8 protein-coding genes are annotated in these 20019 nt (G+C 53.6%); 1 reads left to right on the top strand and 7 read right to left on the bottom strand.

Translation table 11 applies throughout. The features are described from left to right. Nucleotides 1-46: 46 nt before the first annotated feature. The 7 genes from KP806_RS12585 to KP806_RS12555 all read right to left on the bottom strand — a co-directional run bounded on the left by KP806_RS12585 (nt 47) and on the right by KP806_RS12555 (nt 17345). Nucleotides 47-928 (bottom strand): carbohydrate ABC transporter permease, encoded by an 882-nt coding sequence (locus KP806_RS12585; RefSeq protein WP_224724043.1) that lies wholly within the window; start codon nt 926-928, stop codon nt 47-49. A 21-nt stretch (nt 929-949) separates the two neighbouring features. Further along, entirely contained in the window at nt 950-1927 is a 978-nt protein-coding gene (locus KP806_RS12580) for an ABC transporter permease (protein WP_224724042.1), read from the bottom strand. A gap of 151 nt (nt 1928-2078) precedes the next feature. Next, on the bottom strand, nt 2079-4397 hold the full coding sequence (locus KP806_RS12575; protein WP_224724041.1) for an AraC family transcriptional regulator: 2319 nt from the start codon (nt 4395-4397) through the stop codon (nt 2079-2081). A gap of 158 nt (nt 4398-4555) precedes the next feature. After that, nucleotides 4556-7966, bottom strand: coding sequence for an alginate lyase family protein (locus KP806_RS12570; protein WP_224724040.1), 3411 nt, complete (start codon nt 7964-7966; stop codon nt 4556-4558). A 165-nt stretch (nt 7967-8131) separates the two neighbouring features. Beyond that, nucleotides 8132-12937 carry a fibronectin type III domain-containing protein gene (locus KP806_RS12565; RefSeq protein WP_224724039.1) on the bottom strand — a complete coding sequence of 1602 codons (4806 nt, stop codon included), beginning with the start codon at nt 12935-12937 and terminating at the stop codon, nt 8132-8134. 243 nt (nt 12938-13180) lie between these two features. Further along, on the bottom strand, nt 13181-16348 hold the full coding sequence (locus tag KP806_RS12560) for a heparinase II/III domain-containing protein (RefSeq protein WP_224724038.1): 3168 nt from the start codon (nt 16346-16348) through the stop codon (nt 13181-13183). 139 nt (nt 16349-16487) lie between these two features. After that, nucleotides 16488-17345: an AraC family transcriptional regulator gene (locus KP806_RS12555; protein ID WP_224724037.1), complete on the bottom strand. Its 858-nt coding sequence runs from the start codon at nt 17343-17345 to the stop codon at nt 16488-16490. A 117-nt stretch (nt 17346-17462) separates the two neighbouring features. Here KP806_RS12555 and KP806_RS12550 point away from each other — a divergent pair, with 117 nt between their 5' ends. Then, nucleotides 17463-19514 carry a beta-galactosidase gene (locus KP806_RS12550; RefSeq protein ID WP_224724036.1) on the top strand — a complete coding sequence of 684 codons (2052 nt, stop codon included), beginning with the start codon at nt 17463-17465 and terminating at the stop codon, nt 19512-19514. Nucleotides 19515-20019: the final 505 nt, after the last annotated feature.

The following is a 20019-nucleotide window of genomic DNA, read 5'->3' as shown; positions in this document are numbered from 1 at the left end:
TTCGATGATAAATTTGCTGCTATACTAAACCGCTGCGGAAGCGGAATTAGCCTTTGACGGCGCCTACCATAAGGCCTTTTACAAAATATTTCTGCAGGAGCGGATACAATAAAACGATTGGACCGATCGTGACGACCGTAGTGGCCAGCCGGACGGTCATGGCAGGCGGGATGAAGTTCGGGATATTGATATCCGCCGATACTTGGTTGATATAATCCAGATTGTTCATAATGCGCTGGATCAGGTATTGCAGCGGGTAAAGATCCTTATCGTTAATGTAGAGCACCGCATCAAACCATTTGTTCCAATACCCCAAGGCGTAGAACAGCCCGATCGTAGCCAAAGCCGGAAGAGAGATCGGCAGGATGATTCTGAACAGAATATAAACGTCGTTAGCGCCGTCGATCTTGGCGGATTCCGCAATGGAATCGTCAATGGAAGCAAAGAAGTTGCGGAGCAGGAACATGTTCCAGGCGCTTAACATGCTCGGTATAATCAACACCCAGATCGTATCCTTCATATCCAGATACTTGGAGATCAGCAGATAAGAAGCGACCAATCCCCCGTGAAACAGCATCGTAAAATAAACATAAAAGGCGATATGGTTACGGTATTTGACGGACTTGACCGACAAGGCATAAGCCATCGCGCTGGTCAAAATCATGGACATAACCGTTCCGGCCAGTGTAACGAAAGTCGTGACGGAATACGCCCGATAAATCGTGTTGTCTTTGAAAATCAGCTTGTAGGCTTCAAGACTGAAGTCGGCCGGCCAGAACGTATAACCTTTGCTCAATATGGAAGCCTCGCTGGCGAACGAGCTGGCCACAACGGACCAGAACGGCAATAAACAATAGACGGAGAACAGCCCGATGGCCAAAATAAAGAACCCTTTAAGCAGCCGGTCCGATAAAGTTTCCTTGATCATGTACGGTTTTCACTTCCTTTATTAGAAAATAGCGGACTCCGGCGCGACTTTTTTGGCCGCGTAATTGACGGTCAATACAAGCACGAAGCCCACCAGGGACTGCATAAATCCGATGGCCGCGGACATGCTCATATCGCCGAGATCCATCATGGCGCGGAAGAGATACGTATCGATGACGTCCGTAGTCGGATACAACGGAGGATTGCGCCCAATGATCGCATAGATCATGCCGAAGTCGCCGTTAAAGATGCCGCCTACAGCCAGAATGAGAAGCAGGATCACCGTAGGCTTCAGCAAAGGAAGCGTAATATACCGGATCTTCTGGAATCTGCTTGCTCCATCGATGGAGGCCGACTCATAAATATCCGGGTTGATGCCGGAGATCGTCGCCATATACACGATAGAACCGAAGCCCGCCCCATGCCAAACCTTCAACAGCACCAGAATGACCGGCCAATACCCTGGCGAAGATAGAAACTGGACAGGCGGTATTCCGAACACGGACAGAATTTGATTGATAAAACCTCCGTCCGTCGATACAAAAGCCATGACGAACATGGCTACCACGGTCCAGGACAGGAAGTGCGGGAATATCATGACGGACTGGGTTATTTTTTTGAACCATTTTCCGCCGAGCTCGGTCACCATTACTGCAATCGCAACGGCCGCAAGCGTATTAAAGGCGATAAACAATACATTCAGGAACACCGTATTGGTTACAATTTGAATCCAGTCATTCGACCGGAAAAAAAACTGAAAATTTTTCAGACCGACAAATTCGCTGCGGGCAATTCCTTTCATCGCTTTAAAGTCTTGAAAGGCGATAACAATTCCGCCCATCGGCAGGTAAGCAAAAATAAAAAACCAGATCATTCCCGGCAGCGCCAACAAATACAAAAATTTGTTTTTGATCAGTTCGAAGAAAAATGCCCCGAGGATGCCCCGTTTTTTCGTGCCCGGGTAAGCGTGCTCAGGGATGCTCATAGCGGTATTGCTCAACTTCTGTTCCTCCTTTACTTTCATGCTGCTGATGTGATGACCTCACTTTACATGGTTCTGCCTGATGGCAAAACCTCAAAAACGCGATAAAAAGCATGAAATAAGCGGTAAGCACAGGTATGAAATACAATGATCGGATTAAAAATTCACTTTACGTTAACCCATCGCCGCTGCTTTTCCGGAAATGGTCCGGCGTTTTGCCGCTATGCTTCTTAAAGGAAATGTAAAAATACTTCGAGTTGTCCATCCCGACCATCTCTCCGATTTTATTGGCAGGCAGGTCCGTCGTCAGAAGCAGCTCTTTCGCTTTCTCAAAGCGGTAATCGTTGATGTATTGATTCAGGGAAGTACAGGCGATATCCTTAAAAATCTTCCTCATGTAGTTGACGGAGAGCCCCGCCACCTCGGCCAGCATTTCCACAGTCAGATTAGGGTTCGTATAGTGGTCGTGAATATGGCTTCTCACCTTCTCCACGATCAGCACATTTTTCTGGGAGGACTGCTTGTCTCTTAAGCTGATCGCCGTTTCGCCCAGCCCGATGAACCATTCCTCCACCTGATCCAGCGTCTCCCACTTGTATAGCTGCTGGCCCAAGGATCCGATATCGGTGCTAAGGCCGCTTAAGTCCCCTGTCGCCATCGATTTGGACGTCCGGGTTACGGTAAACAGCAGTTGGTTCAAGAGAAACATCGTTTCATCGAACGGAGCTTTTCGAAGCAGCCTGAAATACTCTTTTAGGGCATTTGCAGTCTTCGCGGAATCGCCAAGCTTCATGCTGTCGGTTACTTGCTTCTCCATCGCGGAGGACAAGCTGCCTTCAATCGGCTCCCGGCTGTCCTCGATATCCGCGGCGATGAGGCAGCCCGGTCCGAACGCCAAGCGGTATCGGGAAGCATTGTACGCCGATTGCCAAGACATAGGGATTTGCTGAAGCCCGTCTGCGTGCAAACCGACGGATGCCGTTGTCGCAAGCTTCAGGAAACGCTCCGTATTCTCTTGAATATCCCGCATAAGCTGCCGGATATCCGGCTCCGTGCCTTCCGCCTTTACAAACAGAATGACGATTCTGTCCTCCCCGCCGTCGAAGCTGAACGTTTGAAAATGCGGGGCACCGAGCTCGTCGGCAATGTTGCAAACGCCGTATTTTAGAAGATAAAGGTCATTGGGGCTGTATGCCTCCGAAAGCGCGGCAAAAGAATCCAGGCGGAGCATGCACACCTGGAAGCCGGAGGTCGGGAGCTGTATTCCGAGCCGGGACAGCCTTGCGGTCATATCCGCTTCGCTGCTCCAGCCTCCCGTCGTGAGCTGCCGAAGCACCTCTCTCCGCTCCGTATTTTGATAGCCGGCCACGCTGGTCTGCAAATCCTGCACCTTTCGCTCCAGATGCCGGAACGTGTCCGAGAGCAGAGCAAACTCGCTGACCGGACGCCCGTTATGAACCGAAGCCGATGTTTTGGTCATATTTTTGATCAGCTCATGGATCGGGCCGTATATCATTCGAGTGAAGAAAAACCCGCTTAAAATAACGATGAGCAAAATAACCGCCGTGACGGTGAGAATGTACTGTTTGACCGCATTCACCTTGCTCAGCAAGCTCATATAATTGACATCGCCAATGAAAATCCAGCCCAGACTGTCGGACTTCATATAGAAAATCCGATGGTTCGTCCCGTCAATCTCGGTTTCGATAACTCCTTGCGAGGAGTCTGTTTTCAAAACGGTCCGAATGGCCTCCAGCCCCGAAATGTCCGTGCCGATCCTCGTATCGTCCGAATGGGAGATGACGATTCCCTGCCGGTTTAGAATCATCGATTGAAAGGATTTGCTGCCTGTGCCGTTCATCATCATATTTTGCAGCACCTGCTGGTCCAAATTAAGAATCATGGCTCCGTTCGAAGCGTCGTTATCGCGGGTACTCGTATAAGCAACCGTTATTAAATTGCCGCTAAACGGCTTCGTATCATAAACATACGATGTGTTCCGCGGAACGAATATGCTGCCGCGCAGAGCATTCGTATTCTCCAGCAGGTGCAAAATTTGCTGATCGTAAAATTCAGGAAAGGACCTGACGGTAGTCAGCGAGGAAAAAACCAGCTCGTGCCTTGTATTCACGAGATAGACGGAATGCACCATCGGATTGGTATGGGCCAGATCCGTCAATTTGTTCCCGATTCTCCCCATGATGCCCGTATCGAAATCATGGGCATAAAACCCGGCTTGAATGTCGTCAGAGGCGTAAGCGTTTGCAAAATGCTGGTAAGTCGAGCTTAACAAGATGTTCGCCGTATTATAGGTCTGCTCCAAAGACCGGTCCGTCGAAAGCGTCAATTCATCCTTCAAGCTCTCGGATACTTTGGAGGTGATGGCCAGCGTCAGTACCGCAATGACTAACAAACCGACAACCAGATAAGAAATAATAATTCGGATCAGCAGGCTTTTCTTAAGCAAAAAGTTACGTACCTTGTTCATAGTCTCCCCCGGTCTATTTTTAGTTTTAGGCTCCATTATATAAAAGGATAACACCCCAAGGAATGCAGTTTTTTATGCTCCATGTACGGTTATTTAAGGAATTCAAAAGAAAAAGACATGAAACCGTTGTCTCATGCCTTTCCTTGAAGCTTTCCTTTTCACTTGCCCTTCGCCAGCTCTTCCCGCACCAGACTGCCGTTCCTGTATTCCCGAAGCAGAAGGGTGTTATGGTCGGACTCGATTTCCTGCACGGTTATTTCCTGCGAACGGCCGTCCTTCAGCTCCACCCGCACCGTATTTTCATTCGAAGAATGAACGGACACAATCATCGGGTCAGACTCATGGGGCTCTACCACGGTAATAAAACGTCCGGTCTCGCCCTTCATCCGGATGCCGTAGGTCATCCGTCTCTGGGCTTCGTCGCCTGGAAAAGCATCCGCCCCGATCAGGCCGACGAAGCGGACTGCGCGCAAGCCTTCCAAGCCGACGCGGATAACAGCCTCCTGCTCATGGTCAACCGGACTCGCCGGAATCGCACCCGGATATTCGTTCCCCACGATCGTTACGCGGCCGCCCTCATAATCCTTCCCGATGCCGAAGCCGGTATCCACGTTGATATATTCGGGAGACAGCTCGGTCAGACGAAGCTTCATGCCATCCGCCGTTATGACGCAGGCTTCGCCCCAGAACAGTCCCTGCTTCGTCCGCTCGGGATACTTCTGCTCGGTGTAGGTCGGATGGTTTTTGACCCGCAGGGTCAACACTTTGACGTCGCTGCCAAGCTTCAGATCGACCTTGCCCTCGCCGAGAATCCAGGCCCCGAAGCCGCCTTGCCCGATGACGGCCCCGTCAGCTTCCACCGCGTATTCCATCGGAATGGTGATGCCGTGGTACTCGGCGGCGCGGCCGATGATCTGCTCCGTACGCTGCGGCCAGGCGGTATGAACATCCATCTTGAGCGGGCCTTGAGTATTGTAGGAGGTCCGGGTTCCCCTCAAATCCTCTCCCTCGCCGAATACCGTCTCGAACCTGGCCACACTTGTTCCTGCCGCCTCGTACCATTGACAGTCCGTAACAAACTGGGCATCAGACAACGGATGATCCGACCATTGGCTCGTATGCTTGATGTGCTTCAGGCGCTCCGCTTTCAGCTCCTTAAAGCCTTTGATCTGGAACAAACAGTCGAACTGATGCTCCCGCTCCCCTTGCAGGTAATCGAACAGGACAATAAAGTCATCCGTCACGCCCATCACCCGCTTCTGGCGGACAGGCTCCGTGAACGCCGACAGCTTTCCGTACTCGGCGTCCGCCGGCTGCGGCGGCAGGGAGCTGGCGTTCATGGCGCAGCGCTCCTCCAGCGTTTCGTTCTCCCGGTATACCATGCCGCCGTAAGGGGGAAATGCCCATGGAGCGGTCGTTTCCACAGCCGCGGCCTGAATCGCGCTTCCGCTGTAGAACAGGCTCCGTCTGGAATCGGCCGGCACCTGCATTTTCCCGTCCACGGTGACCATGTTTTTCGTGATCGAATTTTGGACGTAAAATTTGTACATAAAATGAGCGTATCCCCACCAGACATGCTCCGGATTGAAGAAGCTGCGGCCGTACCGCATGACGGAGAGCAGCCCGGTCCGGTCGAAATGGCCGTGTGCAAAGCCATGGGAACCGTAGCGGAGCACCGCCTGGATTTGCTCCTTCCGCTCCCTTTCGGCCGTCCGGCTCCGAAGCATGGCCACTCCAACGTTATCGGCGAAGGCGTTATTTTTCACATAAGAAGACTCGTAATCCGGAAGCTCCGCATGGCCGAATATCGGATCCGTCTCATTGTTCATCTTGATGACCGGAATGTACTCGGGATCTTTGTAATACGTATAGGCCAGATCGTATGTGGAGCCGAAATGCACGCCTTCCAGCTTCTTCTCGTCGGAATCGCTGATGCCGAACAGAACCCCTCTATGATCGAGGAAAGGAATCGTTGCATCGAACAAATCCTTGATGCGGACGTAGCTTTTGCGGTTGCCGCCCCACTTTTTGTTGTACATGCCGAAACGGATCTTGGCATTTTGTCCGCCGTATGTGCTGTCCACTTCATCGTTGAACGGGATCGGAAAATGCGTATGCAAAATGTTGATGCCAAAAGGCAGGAGCGCATGCGCCGTATGGATATACATCGACGATACCCAGGTGTTGTAGCCGACGGAGCATTCATGCCACCAGCCGTCGTTAAACAGTCCGCAGCTCAGCTGCTGGACGGAACCGCCCGGCCCGTAAACAAACCTCAGCGCTCTCTCCATATCTTGAATAGCCAGGGCGCAATAGAAGGCGCCCGTAATTTCGGATAACAGCCAGTTGGAAATATGCCCTCTTTGAATGTGATGGTCCAGAATATCCATGTAGATGCGGAAGCACTTCTCCACCCCTTTGTGCTCTTCGGGCGTCAGCACCCCTGCATCGTGAATGATGTCATACGGAATGGCGAGATGCTGGAAAAAATGCCCCTCCTGTACGTAGCTTTGGCTGCAGCCCTTCTTCTTGCGCGGATATCCGGTCTCCTCATCGATGAAGTAACGGAAAAACTGCGCCACTTTCTCCGCGTAGCGCCTCTCTCCGGTCAGCGCATACGCATAGGCGGCGGACATGATATAGTGCTCTTCACGGGTATCGTAGCAGTAGTCCCGCTCCTCTACAGGTACGGGAGGTTTAACCGTCCATGCATCGGCATCCTCCAGCATCCGCTTATACCCGGGACGGAAGCTTTCATGCCGTTCAATCAGCGCCTTACGCTCCGCCCACTGCTCCTTCGTCCAATAAATATAGGGATGCGAAAGGCTGCGCAGCGTCTTCAGCTCGACTTGGACGGCGCTGCCGCCGTCTCCGTTCGCGATGAATCCGAGGACGGTCGTTTCATGACCGCCGGGCACCATCGTTTCATGCACCCGAACAACAGCCGTAATCTCCCGGCTGCCAAGAGGCTCCAGCATAAATTGGCGGGGCGCCAGCTCCGGGTGCAGCGATTCCCAGCCGTTATACTTCTGGTTAACCGACACAAGCTGCCTCTCATCCGTGCAGTTATAGACCGTCATCCTGTACTCGACTGCCTCTCCCGCATCTCCGGATTTCCCCCTTACGTCCGCTTGGACAAACAGCCTCTCGCCCCGAACAAGCCGCGCGGACCGAAGCTCCGCATTCCCCTGAAGCTCAAAGCCCTTCAGAAACCGCCAGATGTTGGCTTTGGCGGCTTCGATCTCAAAATCCTCCAGCCTTACCCTGAGCTCGCGTTCACCTGTGCCGGCGGCCGATACCTTGGCCTCCACCGTTCGATCATCCGCAAAATGCGCTTTAATGACGACCTCCGCAGCTTCATCCTCCGTGTTCAAAAGCAGGATCAAGCCATACCAGCCCATGGCATCCAACGCGGAATGATTCCCCCGCTCGAAGCCGATCGGATACCAGCCCGCCGCGTCCTCCTCTGCCGGATATTCCAGCAGAAGCTTGTCGTGCAGGCTGAAGCCCGTATCGGATCGGCTCCCTGTCGCGTTCCATTCCTTGAACAAATCGATATGGACTCTCATTGTTTACCAGCTCTCTCTCTTGATTGATTGCTCTATTTTCACATATCCGCCTGAAACGGATAAGCACGGAATTTTAACGATTAGGTCGATATCTAACGATTTCCCAATACCGCTAAAAAGGAAAAACCGGCCTGCGTCATGATTTCGCAGGCCGGCATTGGTGATTTAAGTGTTATCCGTCTTATACTTTACAATCAATTCGGCAGCAAATTGTCCCGGAGCGCTTGAGCCGGAAATATATTCTTTCGTCAGCGGATTCACTTCCCCGCTTGGAACAGACAGCAGAAACGTGGCTCTGGTGCCTTGATTTGCTTTTGCAATCTCCGTCACGTCCAGATACCAGCTTCCGTTAATGCCATACGCGGCATTTCCATTCTCAGGCGTGACCGTAGCTGACGCATTCGGTCCTCCGAAGAAAGCCAGGGCAGCATTCGAGCTTCCCCCAAAATAACCGGCCTTTAACTCGGCTCCAAGCGTGCCGCCGCTTCCCGGTTCCTTCCAGTCGTCCCACTCGATATGATGCGCGCGAAGAAGCGCCGTTCTCGCATTGGCCCGATACATCTTCAAGGTAACGGATTCTATGGTATCGTCCCCAAAATCCGGTACGTTGTTGAAGGTGACGATTCCGAATCTTTTATTTCCTTCCTCCGTCCCATTGGAAAGAATGGTCAGCTCCTTGAAGTCTCCAGGTGCGCTGGTGTTAAAGCGCAGCGTGGCATCCTTTTCTACCTTCAAGTTAATGAGCCCGTTTTCGCCCGGATATGACTTGGCCGTTCGCGCGCTCTCCATCTTGCCGGGAATAGCTGCGGATACGTACAGAACTCCCGATTCCGCTCCGATTTGCGGAATGCTTACGGTTCCTTTCGCGCTTCCCGTAACGGTTGACCCCATCACGGCTAGATCCGTAGGCGTACGGTATACTTTAACGATCGTCCCTTCCGGCAGACCCGACACTTCGATCGTATCATCCTGACCCACCGCACGGTTGGCCACCTTGATCGAAGTTACGTGAGGCGCGGGCGATTCATTAGGCGGGTAGACCGGACCGGTAAATCCAAGCACCGTTCCATCCGCAGAAATAGCTGCAATCTTATAGACAGGGAAATCTTCGAAGCCCGGTCCGTCATCCTCATACGACAACAACGGTGTTTCTGAAGCCAGGACCGTCCACGGGGAGCCGTCCTCCAGCTCCAGGGTGCCTGATTTGAATACCGGATCGGATAAAGCGGCTTCCGCAGCATCCGTCCGGAAAACACTGAATTTAACCGCCTGCTTGGGTTTGTTCCAAGTAAGCGAAATGCTGTCGCCACTTCTTTTCACATACGGATAAACTTGTCCATTCGGCGTTTCTTCTACGGTAACATCGCTGAAGCTCGCATCCTTGGCGGCAGCGACACCTGCATAAACGGCATATGGGAATGGGGTAAACATCCGCTTAACCATTTGCCAATTTGCTCCATCCTTGGACACATAGGCATGGATGTAATGCGAATCATAGTCGCGAACCAGCTTGATATACGGATAATCTTCCGCACGAAGTCCGAGCAGCAAAGCGTTCATCGGACTTTTCTTTTGCTCCGAGAAAGCGTGGCGGGAATCCCGGGTACGATTCTGAAGCACCAGATTTCCGTCCTGATCGGCGCCGAAATAAATGTACCGGGTATTTTCCTGCAGCCGATCACGCATCATGATGCCGCTGGCGCTGCCATTCCAGCTGTCCAGCTTCGCACTAACGACGCTGCTGCCTGCTGCTGCTTGATTGACAAAATGGAGCGAATCCCGAATATCCCGGTCGTAGATGATCAGGTCGTCGCCTTCTCCCAGGCCGCGGCCGTTTGCGCCGGCTATCGTGATGCTCGAGCCCGATACCGCCGCGCTGCCCGCCGTCGTACCGATCCGGTCGTCACGCCATTCCGTCTTTTTCAATCCGGATACGGGAACCGTCAGATCCACCTTTGCCCGATAAGATTCATCCCCTTTGCCGTTACGGTTCTCAGCATAGACTTTATAGTAGTAAACATTGCCGTTTTTCGCCTTCGTATCTTTGAAATAATTGCCTTTTACCCCTTTGGCAATAACCTTGTACTTGCCGTTTTCCGTTTCGGATCGGGTAATTTCGTAGGATTGTGCGCCAGGAGTCGTCTTCCAGGTAATGCCCGCATAATCGTTGCCAGCCAATGCACTTGTAAAATCAACGATATCCGGCCCTTTTTCCCCATCGAACCCGGTCGTCAATTTCAATACCATCGCGGTTTTTGGCGGTATGGTCACTTTTCCTTTTGGCGATACCGGAAGCTGCTTGCCCGATACGAGATCAAGCACCGTTTTTTCTTTATAATCCGACGGGATGGTGACATCAAAGGATTGTTCGTTTCCATATACTCCGCGGGTCGTGTTAAACACGATAAAATATTGGCCATACCTGGCCGTCAGCAAATCCGGATAACCGGCATAAGGAGTATCCGCTTCAAAATTATCGCGGTCGGTCTTGCCGACTCCGGGCTGATACGTAATCGGTATGATTTCACCCGCCATCGCTTGCGGCGCTGTGGCGCCGTTCGTCAACTGGTCTTCGAAGAAAATCATGTCGATATTGTCCATGCGAATCCAATAGTCCTGGTATTGGTATTTGCCGTCGGTCGCGATCTGGACGATATGGTCGTAATTTTCGCCAAGTACGTGCAGCCTGCCGTTTGAGCTGTACCCTTTATTGAGCTCGTTCAGGTTGCCGAACATTCTGAAATCGCCGTCCCGCAGCGAAATGAACATATTGTCGACGTCCGCCCAGGCAAACTGTTCGTAGTCGGCCGGGTTTACGCCAAGCTCCGCAATTTCATTTTCCGAATAATAATCGAAATCCGTCTGCGGAAGTACGACGCCCGCCGCTACGCTGTCAAACCGGTCGTAATCGTCGCGTGTTTCCGTGATGTACTTATACGTCTTCGCCAGATGGTAATCCTCGCCGCTATTCGTCCCTCTTGTTCCGAAGGTGAAATTGAACAGTTGATGATCTGCAAGCTGCTGCTGCGCGAAACCGACCGCTTCCTTCGCATACCGCCAGTACTCCTCCCATTCCGGGCCGCTGTACTTTTGCTCGTTATGAACCATCTCCATTTCCAGGGAAGCGTACTGCAGCGCCATTCCGGTTGAAGTTCTCGCACCATACGCGTAGAATCCGGGAAAAGCCGTGTTCCGCTCATCCGTAACTTGTTCCGCTCTCATAATCCGTTTCCCGCCATCATCCACACTCGTGTACCGGGCGAACCCGCGGGCATGCATGTTTTTCAACGCCAGCTTCAGGATCTCATCGTTCAATGCCTCATCGCCGGGGTGGTTTAACGTTTTGTAGAAGTACTTCAAAAGGTAGTTTGCCGCCTCGCCGTAATTGGAGACATATCCGTTTTCCCTTGTTTGTCCCGCTTCCGTCAGGCCGGTGTAATGCTCGCCGTACGGCAGCCGCCTGACGACGTTCCCGTTCGCATCCAGCTTGCTCTTCGCAAGTCCCTTAGCGACAATTTGCAAATAATCTTCCGTAAATCTGGCCGTCTGGTCATGATAGAACAAGGAATGGTACAAATCCAGTTCTTCGCCGTTCGGGCCGACCAGCACTTCTTCTCCGAGGAACGGCTGTCCCCCTAATGCTTCAAGAAGCATCCGGTGGCTGCGCTCCTTGCCTTCGAAGAACGGAGAGCCGATGATGCGCAGTCCTTCGTGCGCTTCCCATGCGCCTTCGTACGTATACACCACTTGATTATAAATGTAAGACAGTCTGGAACGGGCAAAGTCAAAATTCGCTTTCAGCACACGCTCCCATGCTTCCCGGCGGGATAATTCCCCTCCGTTCCAGTCTACTCCCGCAAGAGAGTACAGCCCGTCGGCGGTTCCGGTTACAAACGGCTCATCGAGAAATGCGTCGAACGCCTCTTCTCCGTAGATGCCGTCATCCTTGATGAGTTGTTCGACAAGATACAGCGATTCGCCCAAAGCGCCGTAATAGCCGCCCCAGTCGCCTTGATGGCCGCCCCTTGTCACCAGTCTGATATTGCCGTAATAATCCTTGACATGGTTGTCGATCACTTTGAAAATACGTCCCAGCGCCGCCCTTTTCTCTTCGGCCGTCTTGGCGGGAGACCAGTCATAATGGAGTGCGCTCGCATAAAACTTCAGATCGTCCTTATACCGTTCAATTGATAGTTTGGCATTGGGGCTGCCGTCTATTAGAGCGGAATACGAATTGAACGTATTGACCATGTTTAATAGATATTGGTCGACCATCGTCTGCTTCTCATCGTCCGTCAGATCGTCTCTTAGATAAGATTTCCCTTCCTCAAGCTTGGAGCCCTGAACCTCGCCGGATACATCCAAATTAGCTTCGGTATGCGTGTAAGCTTTGTAATAGCCTCTGGCGGGCTGGCTTACGGTATCTCCGAAGTTTCCGCTGTATGTCCTTAACGAAATTTCCACCGTGTCGTGCCCGTAAGTATGCTCCAGCGGAAGCAATGTCGTACTGTAATAGAATCGATTCGGCAAAGCATTGCCTGTGCCGAGCTCAAGCGGCTGATAGTCCCCGGTGCGCCGGTAACCGATCTGCTCGCCGTTAATATACACCATCGTTCTGTAGCTTGACGCATCGCTACCCCAAAATTTAGCCGTGAAATAGTTTTGGGCAACCGGATCGACTTTCATAGTGAAAGTCATTTCTCCGCCCTGAATATCGGGCGGAGTGCGGGGAAGCGCTGCCCGTGCGGATTCGCCGAGCGCCCCGTCGATTACGTTTGTGAAGTCGCCTTTGAACCGGTGTGCCTGCTCCGAATCCGGGTCGCCGAAAATCATTTTGTCTAATAAGCCATTTGTCGATTGCTTCTCCTTAGCCATAACTTTACTGTAATCTGCCGCCCCTATCATCGGCATTGCAATTGCAGCGACAAGAATAACAGTGAGGATTTGCTTCACAAGCCTGAACCTGTTCATCTGAATTCCTTACCTCCTAATCGTTTTGAATTGAATGCGTTTACATACAATGCTGATAATCAGAATAACATGGGAGGAAATGTCTGATAATGTACTTTTTTTAAGTTATAACCGCAGGTTTTTTAAGGCATTTACCGATCTGCAGCGATAGAAGCCCGCCAGACTCCTGCGGGACTACTTCACCGCAAGGAACTCGTCGATTTGCTTCAGGGACGCGAGTGATTCGCGCCCCTGTATCGTCCCCTACTTGTCATATTCTTCATTAAACAGCTTTACACCATAATGCTCCTCAGCTGTCTCCAGCCGAAGTGAAACGTTCTCTGCTTGAAGCGATACCGCTCCATTCTGCCGGGCGATCATGTGAAGCTTTGGCTTTCCATGCTCCTTCGGATACAGAACGGTTAGAAACCCATCCTTCGCATCGGCGACGGTCCGGATATAGTCCATCATAGAGACGCCCTGATGCCCGCTCTCGAAAAATGGCGTGGATCGTCCTTTCTCCAGCCGGATCGATCGTACCGGACTCAGAAACACCGTTTCCAGATCCACCCCGTACACGCCTTCCGAATAGACGCCGCTCCCGTCGATAACGGTATGCCTGGCTGCCACGGGCAGCGAAAATTGAACCGGTCCTTCAAAATCCTCCACCGTATCCCGGATCACGTAGAGATCCGGCTCCTTGACATACGAGACATGCCGGATATGCCGGCCCTTCCCTTCCGGATTCAGGATCTCGATCGTAATGCTCTCCACGGAATCGCCCAGCTTTACGTCCAGTACCCGGCTTGTCCGGGGCACGTCCACCCAGCCCCGCTCCAGGCTGTACGTTCCCGCGGATAAATTAATAGCGCCTGCCTGGTCCGCGGGAATGACGCTCCGCCTGGTCGCAAACTGCAGGCAGGCATGGGAATAGGAGCTGATATGCCAGCTGGTGCTGCTGTCAAAGTAACCTTCAATCCCCGAATCCATGACGAGAGGGACGGAGTTTTTGTATAAGATGAAGGAGCCCTGGTCCAGATGCCCGTGAGCGACAGGCTCGGGACTGGACATAATGGCGAAGTAGCTTTGGTCCGGACTGCCGAAGGACTTGCGGAAAATATAAATACCGGCTTGGGGGAAACGGTCCGTCGAGCCCAGCTTCAACGGTTTTGAAGGCACGTAATTGTCGCCTTGGCCCAAAATATTTTCCAGGACGATGCCTTCCCCCCACAGCTTTTTAAACGGTTTGCCTGCCGCCGCCCAGGTAGGGTACATCCGGTCCGCCAGATCGCGGTCCACTGCGGCAATATCCGCCAAATAGGTCGCGAAGCTGCCGAATTCCCCGCCTCCGCCTAGCGCATGGTCGCCGAATGGAGGCGTTCCGATCCGCCCCGAGAAGTAGCCGCAGCCCGGTGTCTGCATCTCGATACTGTATCCGAACATCCGCGCCAGCGGCGTCGTTTCGAACCAATTTTCCCCGAAAACGTTGTGCAAAACCTTTGCGTATCCGGCAAATCGTTCCAGAGCGGCATGATGGTACCGGATCGATTCCGGCCACGAACAATCCGGGTTCACGTTCAGCTCCAGCTGGGCCTTCAGGACCGCGTTCGCGTTATACAGCCAGGTATGCCGGTGAGGGAAATCGGTCAGCACCATCATCATGAGACCGGTTCCGGCGCACATATCGGTCTGCCAGTTGCTGCAGCCCTGCTGCGCTTCGTAAGGCGTCCACTCGGTCCGGTCCCGAAGGTCCAGCATATAGCGAAGCAGATAATCGACGAGCCCGTAGAAGCGCTCCTTCTCCTCCCCGGAGAAAACCCCGGCTTCCTTGATGAAGGAATAGCTGACCGCCGCGCTGCTGAGCAGCCTTCCGCCCTGAACCGCTCCATAGCTGTCGCTTCCCTCCGGACGCAGATTGGTAACGAGCCAGTGCTCGGCGCCTTGACAGAAATCATGAAGGATGTACAACAAGGCATGCTTGACCTTCCGTGCAAGCTCAACCTCCCCCGTCATGGCGTATTGAATCGCATCGCATTGCATCGCCAGCTGGAAGCGGCCGCCCGGGATGGAAGACTTCCGGTTAAACACATATTCGTATTTGCCGGCCGGCTGCCCCGCTTCATCCAGAAAGGTGATGACGGTTTTCAGTCCCGTCTTCAGCTTGCCGTCAAGCTTGGCTTCGAACGTTAACGTATATCCGGCTCCGCCCTCTACCTCAAACGGTTCGCCATATGTCCAGGCTCCTTCGTCTTCCCCGGTAGGGTTGCAAAGATAGAGGGAATGCCTGGAGACGCCGTCCTTGTATCGAGGCGCGACTTGGGATGAAGGGTTGGCCGGCTCGATCCGGTCCCGGTCGCCTCCGCCGCAATAGGGATATTGATCCTCCCATTTCATAACGGGGCTGCCTTTGCGCACCTCCGGTATCCAATAACGGGGTCCGGCGTCCCCCTCATCGAAGCCGGCATTCCGAATGTCGAGGCTGCCCCCGTTTGCCGACAAAATCTCCAGGTTATCGATCCAGACGTGTCCCAGGCCCTCCTCCTCATTTTCCTCCGATGGAAGCACAAAGGAGAGGACAGCCTTGACCGCTTGCTCCGGCGCCTTGAAATTCGCAATTTTGTCCGTAGAGCTCCACAGATAGAAATGACGGTTCAGCTCGCTGTATCCGGCTTTTCCCTCCATGATCATGGTAACGGCTTTCTCGAGATACTCCGGACTGTAGAGGCCGGAAATACGGACGATCTCATCGTACTGCTGCCGGATAAGCGGATCCGATGCGATCACGTCTTTCACCCGGTCCAGCCCTTCCCGGGTCAAATACAAGGAAGCGGCGGAATCTGCATCCGTCCGGAGCACGCGGGAGTGGCGGCATTCGCGGATCCGGTTAAAGCAATCTACGATTGCGGCAGCCAGCTCCTCTCCGGAATGCTCCGGGCTGAAACGGTCCATCGCCGTCTCCAGATCATTTAACGAAGCCTTTAGCTTGTTGAAGGCCTCTTCGCCGAAGCATCCGGCTGCCTCTCCCGGCCCGGCCTCCCCCAGCAGCTCCTTCGTTTTATTCCGCGCCGAATCCGCTTTGAGAGGGAGCGTCTCCTTGCCTCCGTAAAACATGTCCTGCTTTTCAAACCACTCCAGCGCAGGCTCCAAGCCATAATGCGTATAGACGCTGTGCTCTTCCGCAAATGGAGGCACCATCGTAAACCGCTTGGCCGCAAATCGGATCGTCTCCTCCTCGCGGGGAACGCAAAACTCGCGATTTCGCACGAATGGCAGACGGTCCTCGCCCTTTAAAGCTTTTTGTGCCGCTTGAATCATGTCTGACAATGCAAGCCTGGCTCCGTCGGTGAAGTACCGGTCTTTCGCCCCGATCAGTTCCTCCGCCCGGCTCACTAAAGCCTGCAGCTTCTCTCTTTCCGCAGATGCAAATGCCATCTCTTACCCTTCTCTCTTTCGTTGTTTGCTCTATTTTCACATGTTCGTCCGAGAGGAGTAAGGACGGAATTTTAAAGATTGGGTCGGGATCCGGTTCCGGGCAAGCATCAAATCTTAACGATTACCCCAAAATTCAATTTCACGGCTGGCGCTCGGAACCCGTTCCGGCTCCGGTGCCATGCAGCTTCCGGTAATAGTCCGGCGTCATGCCTTCCTTCTGGCGGAACGTGGCCACAAAATGACTCGCATCGCGGAATCCGACCGCCTCCCCGATGCGGCGAACGGTCCAATCCGGCCGGGAAGGAAGCCACTCTTTCGCCTTGCGGAGCCGCAGCTGAATCAAATAAGCGTATGCCGTCTGGCCGAACAGCTCGCGGAATCTTTCGTTCAGCTGACGCTCGCCGATGCCGAGCTGCGACGCCATCTCCGCCAGTCCGATCTCCGGGCTCGCGAATTCCGTTTCAAGCCAGTCCAGCAGACCTTGAAGCCGCTCCAGCCGTTTCGACATGGACGGCCGGTTGTCCGTGCGGGCATCGGTCCGGAGCAGCGTCAGAAACCGGTACAAATCCGCCGAAGACTGCCAGCCCGACGGATCGCCGCCGGACTCGGCGGACGCCAGCATCGCTTCCAGCTGATCGGGTATCCGGCCGCTGCCGGTTTCCCATTGAAAGCGTTCGGCCGTGTTCCAGCCAAGCGACTGTACGAAGCTTGCGGCCATGCTCCCCAAAAAGGTAATATAACCGGTCCGCCACCGACCGCTTTTCGCCTCATACCGGTGCGGCGTCCCCGGCGCCAGAAGAAAACCGGACCGCTCCGTTATTTTCCAGGTTTGGCCGTTCGCCGACAGCTCTCCTTCTCCTTCCAGCGTCTGAAGCCAGTGGAAATAAGGATAGCCGCATGGCCGCTCCAACGTCTCCTGATCGGGATTCATTCCGATCGTCTCCAGCTGCAGGGGAAGCATCTCCGCCGGGAGGGCGGGAACGATTCGTCGCATCATAACAAACCTCCATATTCTTATATGTGAATTCGGTTATTTTATATAGGATCAAGCAAACTTAAGTCATAAAATATAGGTATATAATGCGATTTTATCATATGGAACGAGGAGGACAACATGATTAACGCAAACAAACCGAAGATATGGTACGGCGGCGATTACAATCCCGATCAATGGGAGAAAGAGATTTGGGAAGAGGATTTGCGTTTGTTCAAGCTTGCGGGCATTGACGTGACGACGCTTAATGTATTCTCATGGGCGAAAAATCAGCCTGACGAGGAAACCTACGATTTCGGCTGGCTCGACGAAATGATGGACAAGCTGCACGCGGACGGCGTCGGCGTCTGTCTGGCGACAAGCACGGCGGGCCATCCCGCCTGGATGGCCCGCAAATATCCCGACGTGCTTCAAGTCGACTTCCACGGGCGCAAGCGCAAGTTCGGAGGGCGCCACAACTCCTGCCCGAACAGTCCGACTTACCGCAAATATGCGGTGAGAATGGCGGAGAAGCTGGCGGAGCGCTACAAGAACCATCCGGCTCTTCTCATCTGGCATATCAACAACGAATACGGCGGCGCAGGCAATTGCTACTGCGATTACTGCGAAGCGGCTTTCCGCGAATGGGCCAAAGCGCGTTACGGCACGCTGGAGCAGTTAAACCGCGCCTGGAATACCGCCTTCTGGGGCCATACGTTTCACGATTGGGAAGACATCGTTCTGCCAAGCGGGCTCAGCGAGGAATGGATCGGCGCGAACGGGCGGACGGAGACGAACTTCCAGGGCATTTCCCTTGACTATATGCGCTTCCATTCCGACAGCCTGCTCGAGTGCTACAAGCTTGAATATGAAGCGGTCAAAAAGCATACGCCGGACATTCCCGTCACCACGAACCTGATGGGCGCCTTCAAAAAGCTCGACTACCATAAATGGGCGAAGCACATGGACGTCGTGTCATGGGACAACTATCCCCGCTTCGATACGCCTCACAGCTACACGGGCATGATGCATGATCTGATGCGCGGCTTGAAAGACGGTCAGCCGTTCATGCTGATGGAGCAGACCCCGAGCCAGCAAAACTGGCAGCCTTACAACTCGCTCAAGCGCCCTGGCGTTATGCGGCTGTGGAGCTACCAGGCGGTGGCGAGGGGGGCAGATACAATCTTATTCTTCCAGCTGCGCCGTTCGATCGGGGCCTGCGAAAAATATCACGGAGCCGTCATCGAGCACGTCGGCCACGAGCATACCCGCGTATTCCGCGAATGCGCTCAGCTCGGCGCGGAGCTCGAAAAGCTCGGCGATACGCTTCTGGATGCCCGGGTGAAGGCCAAAGTCGCGATTGTGTTCGACTGGGAAAACTGGTGGGCGGTTGAAATGTCCAGCGGTCCGACGATCGCTCTCCGTTATGTCGACGAAGCGCACAAATTCTACGATGCGCTTTACCGTGCGGGCATCGCCGCGGACGTCGTAAGTGTGGAAGCCGATCTCGGCGGCTACGACCTCGTCATCGCTCCTGTTATGTATATGGTGAAGCAAGGCGCAGCGGACAAACTGGAGCAATACGTTCATGCCGGCGGTACGCTGATCTCGACCTTCTTCAGCGGTATCGTTAACGAGAACGACCTGGTTAAGACGGGCGGATATCCCGGCGAGCTGCGCAAGCTTCTCGGCATCTGGGCGGAAGAAATCGACGCCTTGCTTCCGAGCCAGCGCAACCGGATTGTCGTACAGGGCGGCGCTCCCGGCTTGAAAGCGGAATACGAATGCGGCATGCTTTGCGACCTGATCCACTCCGAAGGAGCCGAGGTGAAGGCGGTGTACGGCGACGATTTTTATAGCGGCATGCCGGCGCTTACCGTCAACAAGTTCGGAGCAGGCGAAGCCTGGTATTTGGCGACAAGCCCGGAAGCGGCATTCTTGCAGGATTGGCTGCCGCAGCTGTGCTCCTCCCGCGGCATTGCCCCTCTCGTTCCCGCGGCGCCGGAAGGTGTGGAAACGACGCTGCGGACCAAAGACGGCCAAGATTACTTGTTCGTGCTTAACCACAACGCGGAAGCGGCAGCGGTCGATCTTGGCGAACGTTCCGGCACCGAACTGATCAGCGGACGCGCGCTGACGGGCGGCAAAGCGGAGCTCGCGGGCCGCGATGTGTGGATCGTGAAGCTGAAGTAAGCAGAACCATACGAACTGGAAAGAAGCCTGTTCCTGGCGGAGCAGGCTTCTTTCTATTTCTCTATCGCTCGACGCCGAGGCAAGGCCTTTGTCGGAGCAGCCAAAAAACGGGAATCTGCACACCTACTACATTTGGACTTGATTCGTAACGGACTGGTCTCGTATGGGACTTGGCTGGTAACGGACGGTATGGAGCTTGTCGGGTAACGGACATCATCGTCTCTTAGGATGATCTACACACAAGTATGGGCAGCTAACGGTCAAAGGAGAAGCATAGGCGGTATTGAAGCATCGTTTTTCTAGTTTATTTGCTCTTAGCTGCCAGGATGACCTTTAGAATGGTAACGTCGCACAATAGGCTGTCTAAAAGTCATTGTTGTCCATTAGATTAAGAAGAAGTCCGCAGAATAAGAAGCGGAACAAGCAGCAGTCCGCGCGATCTGCTCAATAAATCGAGTAGGCCTATGCGCATGCGCATAGGCCTCTCTCAGATCCGGACGTGCGG

Origin of the sequence: Paenibacillus vietnamensis (assembly GCF_020169515.1) — a bacterium.
Classification (GTDB): domain Bacteria; phylum Bacillota; class Bacilli; order Paenibacillales; family Paenibacillaceae; genus Pristimantibacillus; species Pristimantibacillus vietnamensis.
This window is presented reverse-complemented; position numbering and strand designations above follow the sequence as displayed.